Below are 13,216 nucleotides of genomic sequence, written 5' to 3'. Positions count from 1 at the left end.
CTTCGGATTATCACTAGATTGTGATGCTTAGAACATGTCGAGGCGGCGTTGGTCCTTCTTGCCAGATGAGAACTTGTCCAGTGCGCCGGTCACCCTTTTCTCTGAAAAACCGTACTCCCCGCATAGCATGTCCATGACCTTGGCCCGGTCCGGCTGCGCCCATTGCAAACGGTAGTCGTCGGTCCGTTCATAATCGAGGAAGATGCTCTCCACTTTATCCAGGTCTTCCATGTCCATGCCCATGGATTTTAACGATCCAGCCAAGGTGCCATACTGCTTGATGAGCTTGAGGGCCTTCTTGGGGCCCACGCCCATGACCCCGGGGTTGAAGTCCGTTCCTACCAAAATACAGAGGGCTACCAATTGCCGTCCGTCCAGGCCCAGGGAGTCCAAGGTGATCTGGCGGTCCACCATCTGCATGCGCACATCACGATATTCTTCCCGCCCCGGCATCTTCCTTCGGCCGGAAAGGGTCAGGTTGCGTATCAGGCGGGGGGCGCCGAAGAGCAGGGAATCGAAGTCTTGGGAGGCCGAGGCCCATACATCGCCCTTGGCGCACATGTAGGCGGCCTGCGCCTCCCCCTCCTCGGGCGCCTGGATGACCGGGATGCCCAAGTGGGTGAGCAATATCCGGGAGGACTGCACGATCTCATTGGTGATGCGCGATGATTGCGTGGCCTTGGAATAGGCCTTTCGAACGTCGCCCTCGGCCTTGGCCTGTTCCCACTCCTTCTTGGCCGATTCCCGGCGCTCCCTCCTCTCCCTGATGGTGGCCTCCTTCTTCTCCGGGGAGATCCCATCGAAGACATAGGAAGGGCGGATGCCCATCTCCACCAAGTTGGCGTTCCGGTTCAGCAACCCCTCGAGGTGGGAGGTGACACGCCCCCGGGGGTCCATCAGCGGAGTGCCGTCCGGCTGACGGATCACCGACAGGAATTGGTATATGGCGTTGTAGGCGTCGATGGCCACGGTGCGGCCCATGAGCTCGCTCGGCTCCAGGTCCTTGGCCACCACCAGGTCAGATAGGTTGACTCCCATGTTCCCGTACCTTTATGGCGCCCGGCCATAAAGTTATTGTCCAAGCGACCAATGATAATTCCATGCGGGATGAGCGTGGCGTTGCCGGGAGGAGGCCGGTCACCGAAGGCCAGATCGTGGAGGTGAACATCACCGATATCGGGGAGAGGGGTGATGGCATCGGCAAAATTGACGGATTGGTGATAATCGTTCCGGACGCCACGCCCGGTGAGACGGTCAAGGTGCGGATAACCCGCCTAGAAAGAAAGGTCGCTTTCGGTCGAAAGGCCTGATCAATCCTCGGCCCGGGGTATGTAGAGCATCATAAGCCCCACGCCCAACCATATCATGGCGAACATCATTACCCAGATGTTCGGTTCTATTAAAAGGGCCGCGAGCAGGAACAGCAACGGGGCGATGACCGTGATGAAAATGACCATGTGCCGACCGGTAACGTTCATGAACATAGCACCCCGCCATGACAGGCTTTCGATATGAACTTAACTGAGCTCAATCCAGGTCCTTCTTCTTGTTCACGAACTTTATGCCGGCCCAATCCTCGTCCAGGGAGGATATCTTGACCTCTGCCATGCCATAACCGGTGCCCACTTCCCTGACCATAAAGCCGGTCAGGTCGGAATCGATCTTGGAGGAGGTGCGCGGATAGGATATCCACAGGATCCCCTCTCTCTTCAAGGAGCGCATGAGGCGGGGGAACTCCCGCTTTAGCTCATCCTCGGAAGAGGTGAACAATTGGACGAAATCGAGGTCTGAATCGTTCCCACCGGCTTCAACGACGTTCTTCGGCAGGCGACCCAAGGCCACGTCGTACTTGGAAGGGGCGTTGATTATCCTTATCTTCTGTCCTTCTTTGATGCCGAGCTTGGCCACCAATGATTTCTTAGAGCCTATTCGTGCCATGGATGAATCATTCCCACGCGGTGTATGAACCCTATCGCTTAAATACGACAAGGTTCGCCCTACATTTCAGTTCACCGTTATTATACTTGCTATTGGAGTACATCAGATCAAAAGCCGTGCCAATGAGTAATCTCCGCCTTCATGTCCTTGGCCTTGAACAGCGAGGAACCGGCTGCCAGCACCGTCGCTCCAACCTCGGCGCACCTCTTTCCGGTGTCCCGATCGATGCCGCCATCGACCTCTATGTCCATTTCCAGCCCTAATTCCTTTCGCAGCTCAGCTGCCCGAGCGATCTTAGGCAGCACTTCCGGTTTGAACGATTGTCCGCCGAAACCGGGTTGCACGGTCATGATCAGCAACAGATCGATCTCGTCCAGAAACGGCTCTACCTTGGACAGGCTGGTAGCGGGGTTCAGAGACAGTCCGGGGCTCTTTCCCGCCTGGCGGATCAGGCGCAATGCGCCTTTGATGTCATGCGTGGACTCCACATGCACGGTCAGATAATCCGCGCCACTATCCACGAACCGGTCGATGTACCTCTCAGGCATCTCGATCATCAGGTGGACGTCGAAGGGGATCGTAGCATGAGGCCGAAGCGCCTTGATGACCTCCGGTCCAACGGTTATGTTGGGAACAAAAACCCCGTCCATGACGTCCATATGCACCCAGTCCGCACCGGCATCCTGAACTCGGCGGACCTCCTCGCCAAGTCGGGCGAAGTCGGCGGACAGTATCGACGGGGCTACCTTGACCATCTTAATGACCTCGATTGAACCATCTGGAGATAGCGGTGCGGGTAAAAATACTTTGGATGCCGGCTTTCGGCCGGACTATCAGGGAACGAGCAGCAAAGGCACTTTGATGTTCTGACTGACCTGCCCGGCCACGCCCCCGAGGGATATGGAGTTCGAGGAGCCCGAGCCCTTTCGCCCTATGACCACCAACTTATGTTTTGACGAGGCCTTCAGGATCGCCTCGGTCGGATTCCCGGTCTGAGAGCTTAGGCAGTAGCTCACCCCGGCCTCTTCAAGCAGGGAGGCGGCCACCCGGGACTTGGTCTGGGCGATGCCGTCGATGTCGCATACTGGCGCAGTCTTCTCCATGAAGTAGTCACAGTCCATGGGCGTGACCACAACTAAGAGGGTTACGTAAGAATCCACGGAAAGGAGCATGTCGCGGGCGAACTCCACCGCCCGTAATGAATTCTCCGAACCGTCGACACATATCAATACCTTCTCGCGTTCGCTCATGAAATTTCATTCTTCGAGTAGGACATAATGATATCCCCGTAGAGGCAATCCTATTATATCGCCATGGGATTTCCAGGTGTATGGCGGAAGCACATCACGCTAGAAAGGGGAACAAGCCTTGCGATGTAAAGGGATGCGAGGCCGAGGCTGAAAGGTCCATCTCTGGCGATGCGGCGGACGACGCCGGTCTCAAAGTCGCCGAAGGACTGAAACGGGTGCATCTGTGCAAACAGCATTACAAGGAATACAAGAAGCTCTCTAAGAACGGCCGCGAGATCGAGACCTTGGGCCGCTGATTGGCAAAGGATAAAATCCCCAAACCAATCACCTCGGACATGAAGGCAGGTTACATCCAGGTGCTCTCCAGCGCCGGTCTTTCCGGCGCCGCCCTGCTCATCCCCAACATGTTGCGGGACGATCTGGGCGCCAACATCATGGAGATCGGCCTCATTACAGCCTCCTTCAACCTGGCGCTTTTCATCTCATCTTACATCTTCGGTCGAGCTTCGGACATTCATGGTCGCAGGTTATACATGCAAGGAGGGCTGGCACTCACCAGCATCGCCCTGTTCCTGCTGGTGTTCGCCGACAGCAAGGAATCCATCGCTGTAGTGCGCATACTTATCGGACTATGCGCCGGGATATATCCCTCGGCCCTGTTGGCCCACGTGTACGAGAACGAGGGCAAGATAGGCAAGTTCACCGCCTACGGTAGCCTGGGGTTCGGTATCGGCAACTTCATCGCCGGACTGATCGCCGTCTACTATGAGATATTCCTGTTGAGCGCGCTGATGCTGTTGGCGGCCTACTTCATCTCCATGCGCCTCACCTTCACCGGGGAGAAGATGCACAAGGTGCCTTTCTTCCCCGTGCACATAATCAAGCACAACTTCCCAGTCTACCTATCCATCATGTTCCGGCATATCGGAGCGAACATGATATGGGTGGTCTACCCGCTCTTCCTATACGACCTGGGGGCCAGCCCGCTCTTCATCGGCTTCGTATACGGTATAAACGCCGTGTGCCAGTACGTGTTCATGCGCTTCATCGATCGCTTCCAGACCTACCATCTGGTCATGGCCGGTTTCCTGTTCTCCATACTGACCTTCCCATCGTACACCCTGGCCACCAGTCCCGAGGAGATCATCCCCATGCAGGTGTCCATCGCTGCGGCCTGGTCCTGCCTGTACGTCGGGTCTATCAAATATCTGATGGAGAGGAACGACGAGAAGGGAACGGCGTCCGGCCTTCTCCAGTCCTCTCTGAGCGTCTCGGCCATCATCGGTGCCCTGGTCGGCGGAGCGACCGTTTACGTCCTCGGGTATCATGGTTCCATGTACATCGCCACGGCCCTGGCCATAATCGGCTTATTTGTGTTCATCATAGGCAATCGTTATATGGTCAAAAAGGAGAAAGGCGTAATAGCCTAGAAACGGAATGGGGGAGACATGGACCTGACCTTCCTGGGGACCGGCGGCAGCGTGCCCACAACCAAGCGCAACTGCGTCTCGATCGCACTGCGCATCGGTCCGGAGGTGCTGCTGTTCGATTGCGGGGAAGGGACCCAACGCCAGTTGATGTCCTCCTCGGTCTCCTTCATGCGCATCACCACCATATTCATCAGCCACCATCACGGGGACCACTTCCTGGGCCTGCCTGGGCTTATCCAATCCATGAACTTCTACGGCCGGATGTCACCGCTGAAGGTGTACGGTCCGGAAGGGACGGCCGACCTTATCGAAAAGATACTCACGTTGGGGGAGTTCGACCTCAAATACGAGGTCACTGGGCAGGACCTCGACCCGAAGGAGACGATGGTCGGCGAAGGATATGTGGTGGAAGCGGTCCGCACCGACCACGTCATTCCCTCGCTGGGCTTCGTCTTCCAAGAGGATGAGCGACCCGGTCGGTTCGAACCGGAGAAGGCTTTATCATTGGGGGTCAAAGAAGGACCAAACTTCTCTAAGCTGGTCCGAGGGGAGAACGTGAAGGTTGGCAATACGGTCGTCACGCCGGACATGGTCATGGGGCCGAGCCGAAAGGGTCTCAAGGTGGTCTACAGCGGGGACACCGCCCCCTGCTCAGAGCTGGCCCTGGCCAGCAGGAAGGCGGACGTGCTGGTTCACGAGGCCACGGTGGCCTCTGACCTTGAGGCTAAGGCCAGGGAGTACCGGCACAGCACGGCCATGGACGCGGCCGTCCTGGCCAGGGATGCCGGGGTGGGAACGCTGTACCTGGTCCATATCAGCGGCCGCTACGAGGACGCCGCACCGCTTTTAAAAGAAGCGCAGGAAATATTCCCAAATACCATCATACCGAATGATCTGGACACGTTCGTTCTGCTGATGGACAAGTAATTCATTTACGAATAATGTCACATCAGCTTAAGAAGGTCCGCCGAGGTGATAATCCCGCTCATGTCGCCCTTCCTGGCTACCATGACCGCGTGCGAAGTGCTCAGCAGTGCGGTCACCGCCTCGATGGGGGTATCCTCGCTCACTATGGGGAAGGCCTCGTCCATGACATCACCCACCTTTAGTTCCACGATGGTCTCCATGCGTTCACCATCCCGCAATCTGGCCAATATCTGTTGTTCGCTTATACTGCCCACGTGCTGTCGCCCAAGAAATACTGGCATTTGAGATATCCCCGAGGAGCGCATCAGGTCGGTGGCCGCTCTGACCAGTTCGTTGGCCTGAACCCCCACGATCTGCTTGGTGGATAGGTCAACCGCGCGGCTGACCTTGGAGCGCTTGCGTGATTCCTCCTGCAGGGAAGTGAATATCTTCGTTACCGCCTCGTAACTACCGTGGATGCTGCCCCTTTCCAGTTTGGCGATGGTGGATTGGCTCACTCCGCTGAGCCGGGCCAGCTCCGATTGCGTGATGTCCAAGGACTTACGAAGGCGCTTGATCTCCGCCTCTTGCGGGAACTTCATGAAGGTCGATATGTTTATTCATATATGAATATTAGAGGCAATCAGCCTTATATTAAATTACGAATTTCACAAGCCTTATCCAGTCCGCACTATCGGACTTGGTAAATTAAAGGTGAATCTATCATGGCTAAGGTCAGTCAGAAGGTAAAGGCGACGGCAAAGCCCGTGGCCCGAAAGGGCTCCCCCAAGAAAGCATCCAAGAACATCCTGGTCGAAAGCATCCTGGCCACTCCGTTGGCCCAACAGAACGTGGAATTGGTCGAAAGAAAAGGCATAGGTCACCCGGACAGCATTTCCGACGGTATCGCCGAGGCCGTTTCGCTCGCTCTGTGTAAAATGTATCTGGAAAGGTTCGGGGAGATACTGCACCACAACACCGACCAGAACGAGGTCGTGGGCGGGCAGAGCAACCCCAAGTTCGGAGGCGGCGAGGTACTGGAGCCCATCCATATCGTTCTTTCCGGAAGGGCCATCACCCAGGTGAATGGAGAGCGCTTACCGTACAGCACCACGGCCATCTCTGCCACCAAGGAGTACCTGAAGCGCTTCCCCAACCTGGACGTCTACAGGCATATCACCGTCGACTGCCGCATCGGCAAGGGCTCCTTCGACCTGATCAAGAACTTCGAGGCCTTGAAGGACCAGTGCAAGATGGACGGGCACGGCAACCATTGCCTGCTGGCCAATGACACATCCTTCGGTTGCTCCTTTGCTCCCTTTTCCGAAACGGAGCTGGTATGCCTGGAGACCGAGAAGTACATCAACGGGGCCATGAAGAAGAAGCTCAAGGAGACCGGGGAGGACGTCAAGGTCATGTGCTCTCGCAAAGACAAGAAGATAAACATGACAATCGCCTGCGCCATGGTCGACCGCTACATCCCCGACGCCGACCACTACATCAGCGTTATCGAGGAGATGAAGGAGAGGGTGCTGGACAATGCCACTAAGTTCACCGATTACGACCTTAAGGCAGAGATAAATCACGCTGACAACCCGGCCACTGGCAACTTCTACCTGACGGTCACCGGCTTGAGCGTGGAGAACGGCGACGACGGATCTGTAGGACGCGGCAACCGTATGAACGGTCTCATAACGCCGTACCGCCCTATGTCCATGGAGGCCTCCGCCGGAAAGAACCCCATCACCCATGTGGGCAAGATGTACAACATCCTGGCCAACTGGATCGCCAACGACATCGTGAAGAAGAGCAACGGAAACGTCCTGGAGGCCGACGTACGCATTCTTTCCCAGATCGGCCGGCCCATCAGCGACCCGGAGACCTGCAGCGTACAGCTGTTCCTGGCCCCTGGTGCCGACTTCAACAAGTGGCAGAAGGAGGCCTATGCCATATCCGACGAGTGGTTGGAGAACATAGGCAAGGTCACGGAGAAAGTTGTAAAAGGACAGGTCACGGTATTCTAGGCATGAAGCTCGTCGATCTGCCCCGCTATGGTCCAGTGCACCGTTTTGGCAACCACCACGTGTACCGCACGCTGATGGTGCTCTCGGACCAGAAGCGCAAGGGACGCAAGCAGATAGCGGAGGCGGTAGGCATCGGCGAAGGCAGCATGCGAACCATAATCGAATACCTCCGTGGACTGGACATGATCGACATCCGGCAGACGGGCGTCAAGATCACCCGCCACGGGAACGCCTTCCTTTCCGACCTTCCGATTAAGATGGTCAGCATCGGGCACGGCTCCATCGCCTTAGGCCAGGAGTGCGTGGCCGTGCAGATGAGCAATAACGGCGACAAGATCAAGCTCGGCGTGGAGCAGCGGGACTCGGCCATCATAGCCGGGGCCGAGGGCGCCACCACCCTTGTGGTCAGGGGGGGCAAGCTCATCGTCCCGCCTGATTTCATCATCGATGACCAGGACCCGGTCCTTGCGAAATGCCTGCAAAGCGCGTTCAACCTCCGGGACGGGGACGCCATCATCATCGGCACCGCATCCACCGTAGCCAAGGCGGAGGACGGGGCACTGGCCGCGGCCTTTGACCTATTATAACAGCTTCAATATCTCCAAGGGGTCGTTCGTCTCCGGCAGGCACTGGCCTTTGGTGCAAAGGCGGAAGCCAGGTTCGTTCCTGACTGCTCCTCCCTCCATGTGCTCAGCCATTATCATCAGCAGGTGCGGGTGATAACCGGCCAACGGCAGCTTCGCCCCCCCGAACATCTCCAGCATCTTGCCCTCCCTCTTCATCAGGACACCGTTTATGAACATGGCGTGCGCGGCCGGGAACGTCCGCAGCTCGTCCAGGAAATGATGCTCCACGCTCTCCATGGCGTTAACGATCCTGGCATCGTCGAAAAGGGTAGCAAGTTGTGCGAACGTGTAGTAGGCGACGGAGTTGCCGGAAGGCAGCGCTCCGTCGTAAAGGTCCTTTATCCGGACCAGCAGAGCGGGGTCCTCCCGCGATAGGTAGAAGCCTCCATCCTCCCGATCGACGAAAAGCACCAGCATCCTCTCGGCCAAGGCCAGGGCTCTCTCCAGGTGACCAGGTGCATATGTCAGATAGTACATCTCCAGGTGGGCCCAGGTCAGGCAGGCGTAATCGTCCAGGAAGGCCGGTATGGAGGCCGCGCCCTCCCGCCAGCTATGCTGCAGGTCGTCCTCCACGACCATACGCTCCTCGACAAAGGCCAAGGCCCGTTCGGCCTTCTTCAAGGCATTTTCTGTTCCTAGATAGCGATGGGCGGAGCAAAGGGCGACGATCATAAGGCAGTTCCAATCCGCCAGGACCTTATCGTCCAAGGCAGGCGAGGGTCGTTTTCGTCTCGCTTCCTTCAACCTGCCTCTCATCTGAACGTTCCAGGCCATCATGGCCTCCGGGTCCTTGCCCTTCTTGGCCGCATGTTCAGAGACGAAGGAGGTCAGATGCAGGACGTTCTTTCCAGACCTCATGCGGGTGGCCTCGTCCCGGTAATTGCCAGAATCCCAGACGTCGTAAAGCTCCTTGAAGGTCGCCAGGTCCTCTGGACCAAGGAGCGCGGACAGCTCGCTGTACGTCCATAGATAATAGGAGCCTTCTTCCCCCGCGGCGTCAGCGTCCTCCGACGAATAGAAGGCCCCCTCTGGGGAGGTGAGCCGCTCTTCCACGTAGGCCATCAGCTCCTCCGCCGCTTGCTTGTACGCTTCCTTTGAGGTGGCGGCGTAAGCCTCGGAGAGGGCTATGAGGATAAGCGCCTGGTCGTTGAGCATCGTCTCGAAATGGGGCACATGCCATCGCGGGTCGGTGGAATAGCGATGGAAGCCTCCCCCGACATGGTCCCTGATCCCGCCCATGATCATATTGTCCAGGGTGAACGTGGCCATGTCCAGCGCGCTCTGGTCCTGCTTCTCCTTCCAAAGACGCAACAGGAACAGAAGCTTGTGGGGACTGGGGAACTTGCGTTCCCCGTCAAAGCCTCCGTGCCGCGGTTCATAGTCCTCCTTCATCTTTTCCAATGCCAGTTCCGGTAAGGAGGAGACGTCCCCTTCGACCGGTTCCCGGACGATGGAGTCGAGCATTTCCAGGACGTTGACCGCGACGTCCATTATATCCTCCCTTCTCTCGTTCCAGGTCCTCTCCACCGCTGGAACTAGGTCCAGCATGCCAGGCATCCCCTGCCTTGTGAACCGTGGAAGGTAGGTCCCGGCCCAGAAGGGCACCCGGTCCGGGGTCATGATTATGGTGAGGGGCCAGCCTCCGCCGCCCGTCATCATCTGGCACACCTTCATGTAGAGGCTGTCCACGTCCGGGCGCTCTTCCCGGTCCACCTTTATGTTGATGAAGGCCCGGTTCATCAGCTTGGCGATCTCCGGGTCCTCGAACGATTCCCTTTCCATCACATGGCACCAGTGGCATGATGAATAGCCTATGGAGAGGAATATGGGGCGGTCCAGGCGTTTCGCCGTCTCAAAGACCTCCTTTCCCCAGGGGTACCAATCCACCGGGTTATGCGCATGCTGGAGGAGGTAGGGGCTTCTCTCATCGATCAGGCGATTGCCCTTCCGACCATCGTTCATGGAGAGCGCTAACGAAGCTGCTTGGTAATCTACCTTACCATTTTCTAGACAGCCGTTAGTATTGATGAAGGTATTATATGTTCATTCAGTAATGTATGTCGCCACTTGGTTAGCTCCTAGGGATGGGATGCACCAGTGGATATTCGTAAATTGATGGGAGGGAGGGAGGATAGCGGTAGCCTCAGCGCAAGCCATTCCCTAAAATACGCCACCTATTTCATCATCCTGCTCGGCGTGGTAAGCCTCTTCGCCGACATGTCCTACGAGGGCGCCAGGAGCATAAGCGGTTCCTACCTCAAGACGTTGGGGGCCAGCGCCGCGGTGGTCAGCCTGGTGGCCGGTTTCGGTGAGTTCATCGGGTACGGTTGGAGGGTGGTGTCCGGGCACGTGACCGACCGCACGGGCAAGTATTGGACCATTGTTCTGATCGGTTACACCATGAACCTTATCGCCATCCCCATGCTGGCCTTCGCCGGGGACTGGTACTCCGTCGCCATACTGATGATGATGGAGCGCATGGGCAAGGCGGTGAGGTCGCCGGCCCGGGACGCCATGCTGTCCCACGCCTCCAGCAAGACCGGGAGGGGATGGGCCTTCGGCGTGCAGGAAGCTCTTTCCTCGGTAGGCGCCATGGTTGGACCGGTCATGATAGCCCTGGTCTTCATGTGCGGGGGGTCCTATTCCGAAAGCTTCCTGTTCATGGGCATACCTGCGGTGATAACCCTCGTTCTTCTGTATTATACGTATAAAAGATACCCCAAGCCCCAGCAGATGGAAGAGGCCACGCCGTTCGTCAAGCCCGTCCTTCCCAGGCGTTTCTGGATATACGCATTGGCGGCCGCCTTCCTGGCCGCCGGGTACGTCGACTACCCTCTGATCGCCTACCACATCGAGAACCATTCCATAACGGACAGCGCCATGATCCCCTTGCTTTACGCTCTGGCCATGGGGGCGGACGCCATCTCGGCCATGGTCCTTGGCAAGTATTTCGACAAGATAGGTCCGAAGGTGCTCCTGGTGGTGATCATTCCCACGGCCTTCTTCCCCCTGTTCACCTTCTCCGACTCGACCTGGCTAATCGCTTTTGGTATGGTGCTATTCGGACTCGGCATGGGCTCGCAGGAATCCATCATGAGGGCGTTGGTGGCCGACCTGGCGCCCATGGGCTGCCGCGCCACCGCCTACGGGTATTACAACACCATTTTCGGTTCGTTCTGGTTCGTTGGCTCGGTGCTACTGGGAGTGATTTACGACATCTCCATCCCGATGATGATAACCATCTCCATCATCCTGCAGTTCATCTCATTGCCCTTGCTGCTCATGTTCTTCAGGGCCAAGAAAGACTAGTTCCAGCCGGATGAGACGATGAGCACATTCACGAGGATCGCAGTAAATAAAAAATGAGGAAAGGGGTTTTTGAGGTTTAGAAGAAGACGGCTCACCATTTCTCCAGCATCGGCAGCATGACCCTCTGGGCCATGTTCTCGAGGGTCTCGATCCCGGTGACCTTCTCGGCGTAGGGGGTCAGGGAGGCGAGGTCCGAGCGGGCCATGTTCTGAAGGGTGAACTTGCGGCTTCCGGCCATGAGCTGCTTCATTCCTTCGCCAACGCGATCGACGAAGTAGGTGTACTCGCCCACGGCCCCGTAGGGGATGTCCTTTCCCAGTTTCTTGCCGGGGAAGCGGTCCTCGATGTCCTGCGCGGCGATGAAGAAGCGCCTGGGGTCGTTCCCGTATGCGGCGGTGAAGCTGCTGGGCAGTTCGTTCGTCTCGGCCAGCTTGACAAAGTTCTGGCTCTTCATGACCGTCAGCAGCGGGGCCCTGGCCATGGCGATGGCCTTCACCAGCGGGCCGTCGCCCATGTTGCTCATGGCCATGGACTTGAAGATCTGCGTCTCGTTGACGAAACCGCCGGCCATGACCAGGTCGGGTATGAACTTCTTTTTCTTCTTCATTATCTGGGTGCACATGAGCACCTGCGCCTGCAGATGCACGGTGGGGGTGCTCATCTCGTTCATCATGGGGACCGGGGACATGCCAGTGCCGCCGCCGGCACCGTCGAAGGTCAGCATATCGATCTTGGCCTCGGAAGCGGCCTTCATCGTGAACGCTACGACCTCCGGGCGGTAGGCGCCGGTCTTCAGGAACACGTACTTGGCGCCCTTGGACCGCAGGTCCTCCACGTCCTCCACGAAGGACTTGTGCTCGGGGAAGCCGACCCGGGAGTGCCTCTCGAAGCTTTTGAAAGCCCCGGCCTTGAACGACTCCTGGACGTCCTTGTCTTCGGGGTCAGGCAGCACCAGGTAGCCCCTCTTCTTGAGCTCCAATGCCCTTTCCAAAGTGGTCAGCCGGACCTCGCCGCCGATGGCCTTGGCGCCCTGGCCCCACTTTCTCTCGATGATGTCGACCTCCAGCTTGGACAGGGCGTACTCGTCCACGCCGCCGCGCTGGTCCTCGACGTTGGTCTGTACGGCGATGCCACCGTACTTGCCGTCCCACAATTCCCTGAAGGAGGAAACACGGAAGACCAGGTCAGGTGACTTGGTCACCTTTCCCTTGCTATAGATGGAATCAGGGTCCATGCCACAGACGTTCTCGCCCACGGTCTGGATGATGCCGCTGATGGCGGCGCCCTTGGCCATGGCCTCCCAGTAACGCTTGGCCACGGCGGTGGAACCCAGTCCGGCGATTACCAGCGGTACTTTGAGCTTTATCGGCTTCTTGGACCTGGTGGCCACGCTGGTGTTGATGTCGACGTTCTCGAAGAAGGCCTTGTCCGGGGTGGGCTCGATGCCCTGGGCCCCGATCAGCTCGGCCATGATCTGGAAATGCGACCAGTCCATATGGAAATCCTTGTTGGAGGCCGCGGTGCTCTTTCCGAAGTACTCCGGCATGGGATAGAGGACTTCGCGTCCGCGGAAGGCGGACTTCCCCACTTCACAAAGGACATTGCAATCCTCTATGCAAATGGGGCACATTCCATTCACCGGGCTGATGTCCTGCACACGTGTCTTCGTACCAGTTGTGGACCTACTGTTCTCTATAATGTTCAAGGTGATCTCACTCTCCTTGTTATACTAT

Annotated in this window: 15 protein-coding genes; 7 read left to right on the top strand and 8 right to left on the bottom strand. The window is 57.5% G+C overall.

Going from position 1 to position 13,216, the window contains the following annotated elements; all coding sequences use genetic code 11:
- Nucleotides 1–27: 27 nt before the first annotated feature.
- A complete protein-coding gene (gene fen / locus NT131_04080; GenBank protein MCX6650820.1) occupies nucleotides 28–1,038 on the bottom strand; it encodes a flap endonuclease-1 in 1,011 nt (336 codons plus the stop codon).
- Between the two features lie 62 nt (nucleotides 1,039–1,100).
- Here fen and NT131_04075 point away from each other — a divergent pair, with 62 nt between their 5' ends.
- On the top strand, nucleotides 1,101–1,310 hold the full coding sequence (locus NT131_04075) for a TRAM domain-containing protein (GenBank protein ID MCX6650819.1): 210 nt from the start codon (nucleotides 1,101–1,103) through the stop codon (nucleotides 1,308–1,310).
- On the opposite strand, the gene NT131_04070 is transcribed toward NT131_04075, so the two are convergent.
- From NT131_04070 to NT131_04055, 4 genes are all read right to left on the bottom strand, one after another.
- Nucleotides 1,311–1,478: a hypothetical protein gene (locus tag NT131_04070; protein MCX6650818.1), complete on the bottom strand. Its 168-nt coding sequence runs from the start codon at nucleotides 1,476–1,478 to the stop codon at nucleotides 1,311–1,313. It abuts the gene before it with no gap.
- Nucleotides 1,479–1,527: 49 nt separating this feature from the next.
- Nucleotides 1,528–1,938 (bottom strand): hypothetical protein, encoded by a 411-nt coding sequence (locus NT131_04065; protein MCX6650817.1) that lies wholly within the window; start codon nucleotides 1,936–1,938, stop codon nucleotides 1,528–1,530.
- 107 nt (nucleotides 1,939–2,045) lie between these two features.
- Complete coding sequence (gene rpe / locus NT131_04060) at nucleotides 2,046–2,693, bottom strand: ribulose-phosphate 3-epimerase (protein MCX6650816.1); 648 nt, start codon at nucleotides 2,691–2,693, stop codon at nucleotides 2,046–2,048.
- Nucleotides 2,694–2,771: 78 nt separating this feature from the next.
- A complete protein-coding gene (locus NT131_04055; protein ID MCX6650815.1) occupies nucleotides 2,772–3,188 on the bottom strand; it encodes a universal stress protein in 417 nt (138 codons plus the stop codon).
- Between the two features lie 80 nt (nucleotides 3,189–3,268).
- On the opposite strand from NT131_04055, the gene NT131_04050 reads away from it, so the two are divergent.
- From NT131_04050 to rnz, 3 genes are read left to right on the top strand one after another with little or no spacing between them, the layout of a single operon-like run.
- Nucleotides 3,269–3,484 carry a hypothetical protein gene (locus NT131_04050; protein MCX6650814.1) on the top strand — a complete coding sequence of 72 codons (216 nt, stop codon included), beginning with the start codon at nucleotides 3,269–3,271 and terminating at the stop codon, nucleotides 3,482–3,484.
- A 39-nt stretch (nucleotides 3,485–3,523) separates the two neighbouring features.
- A complete protein-coding gene (locus NT131_04045) occupies nucleotides 3,524–4,618 on the top strand; it encodes an MFS transporter (GenBank protein ID MCX6650813.1) in 1,095 nt (364 codons plus the stop codon).
- 18 nt (nucleotides 4,619–4,636) lie between these two features.
- A complete protein-coding gene (rnz, locus tag NT131_04040; protein ID MCX6650812.1) occupies nucleotides 4,637–5,545 on the top strand; it encodes a ribonuclease Z in 909 nt (302 codons plus the stop codon).
- 17 nt (nucleotides 5,546–5,562) lie between these two features.
- On the opposite strand, the gene NT131_04035 is transcribed toward rnz, so the two are convergent.
- The gene (locus tag NT131_04035) at nucleotides 5,563–6,126 is read right to left on the bottom strand and encodes a helix-turn-helix domain-containing protein (GenBank protein MCX6650811.1); all 564 of its coding nucleotides are present in this window, start codon (nucleotides 6,124–6,126) and stop codon (nucleotides 5,563–5,565) included.
- A 123-nt stretch (nucleotides 6,127–6,249) separates the two neighbouring features.
- Here NT131_04035 and NT131_04030 point away from each other — a divergent pair, with 123 nt between their 5' ends.
- Together NT131_04030 and NT131_04025 are read left to right on the top strand one after the other, a co-directional pair.
- Entirely contained in the window at nucleotides 6,250–7,548 is a 1,299-nt protein-coding gene (locus NT131_04030; protein MCX6650810.1) for a methionine adenosyltransferase, read from the top strand.
- Between the two features lie 2 nt (nucleotides 7,549–7,550).
- On the top strand, nucleotides 7,551–8,135 hold the full coding sequence (locus NT131_04025) for a DUF4443 domain-containing protein (protein MCX6650809.1): 585 nt from the start codon (nucleotides 7,551–7,553) through the stop codon (nucleotides 8,133–8,135).
- Here NT131_04025 and NT131_04020 read toward each other — a convergent pair.
- Nucleotides 8,130–10,136, bottom strand: a complete 2,007-nt coding sequence (locus tag NT131_04020) for a thioredoxin domain-containing protein (GenBank protein MCX6650808.1) — start codon at nucleotides 10,134–10,136, stop codon at nucleotides 8,130–8,132. The genes NT131_04025 and NT131_04020 overlap by 6 nt on opposite strands.
- Nucleotides 10,137–10,289: 153 nt before the next feature.
- On the opposite strand from NT131_04020, the gene NT131_04015 reads away from it, so the two are divergent.
- A complete protein-coding gene (locus NT131_04015) occupies nucleotides 10,290–11,483 on the top strand; it encodes an MFS transporter (protein ID MCX6650807.1) in 1,194 nt (397 codons plus the stop codon).
- 91 nt (nucleotides 11,484–11,574) lie between these two features.
- Here NT131_04015 and NT131_04010 read toward each other — a convergent pair whose 3' ends face one another.
- Complete coding sequence (locus NT131_04010) at nucleotides 11,575–13,188, bottom strand: glutamate synthase-related protein (GenBank protein ID MCX6650806.1); 1,614 nt, start codon at nucleotides 13,186–13,188, stop codon at nucleotides 11,575–11,577.
- Nucleotides 13,189–13,216 lie beyond the last annotated feature (28 nt).

It is taken from the genome of Methanomassiliicoccales archaeon (assembly GCA_026394395.1).
Lineage (GTDB): Archaea > Thermoplasmatota > Thermoplasmata > Methanomassiliicoccales > UBA472 > UBA472.
The sequence above is the reverse complement of the archived record's forward strand: the minus strand, read 5'-3'. Positions and strand labels throughout refer to the sequence as shown.

Coding starts and splice junctions, on each gene's coding strand:
- NT131_04065 (MCX6650817.1), bottom strand. CDS start 1,938: ATGGCACGAATAGGCTCTAAGAAATCATTGGTGGCCAAGCTCGGCATC.
- NT131_04035 (MCX6650811.1), bottom strand. CDS start 6,126: ATGAAGTTCCCGCAAGAGGCGGAGATCAAGCGCCTTCGTAAGTCCTTG.
- NT131_04025 (MCX6650809.1), top strand. CDS start 7,551: ATGAAGCTCGTCGATCTGCCCCGCTATGGTCCAGTGCACCGTTTTGGC.
- NT131_04070 (MCX6650818.1), bottom strand. CDS start 1,478: ATGAACGTTACCGGTCGGCACATGGTCATTTTCATCACGGTCATCGCC.
- NT131_04055 (MCX6650815.1), bottom strand. CDS start 3,188: ATGAGCGAACGCGAGAAGGTATTGATATGTGTCGACGGTTCGGAGAAT.
- NT131_04015 (MCX6650807.1), top strand. CDS start 10,290: ATGGGAGGGAGGGAGGATAGCGGTAGCCTCAGCGCAAGCCATTCCCTA.
- NT131_04020 (MCX6650808.1), bottom strand. CDS start 10,136: ATGAACGATGGTCGGAAGGGCAATCGCCTGATCGATGAGAGAAGCCCC.
- NT131_04050 (MCX6650814.1), top strand. CDS start 3,269: ATGGCGGAAGCACATCACGCTAGAAAGGGGAACAAGCCTTGCGATGTA.
- NT131_04030 (MCX6650810.1), top strand. CDS start 6,250: ATGGCTAAGGTCAGTCAGAAGGTAAAGGCGACGGCAAAGCCCGTGGCC.
- NT131_04045 (MCX6650813.1), top strand. CDS start 3,524: ATGAAGGCAGGTTACATCCAGGTGCTCTCCAGCGCCGGTCTTTCCGGC.
- rnz (MCX6650812.1), top strand. CDS start 4,637: ATGGACCTGACCTTCCTGGGGACCGGCGGCAGCGTGCCCACAACCAAG.
- fen (MCX6650820.1), bottom strand. CDS start 1,038: ATGGGAGTCAACCTATCTGACCTGGTGGTGGCCAAGGACCTGGAGCCG.
- rpe (MCX6650816.1), bottom strand. CDS start 2,693: ATGGTCAAGGTAGCCCCGTCGATACTGTCCGCCGACTTCGCCCGACTT.
- NT131_04075 (MCX6650819.1), top strand. CDS start 1,101: ATGCGGGATGAGCGTGGCGTTGCCGGGAGGAGGCCGGTCACCGAAGGC.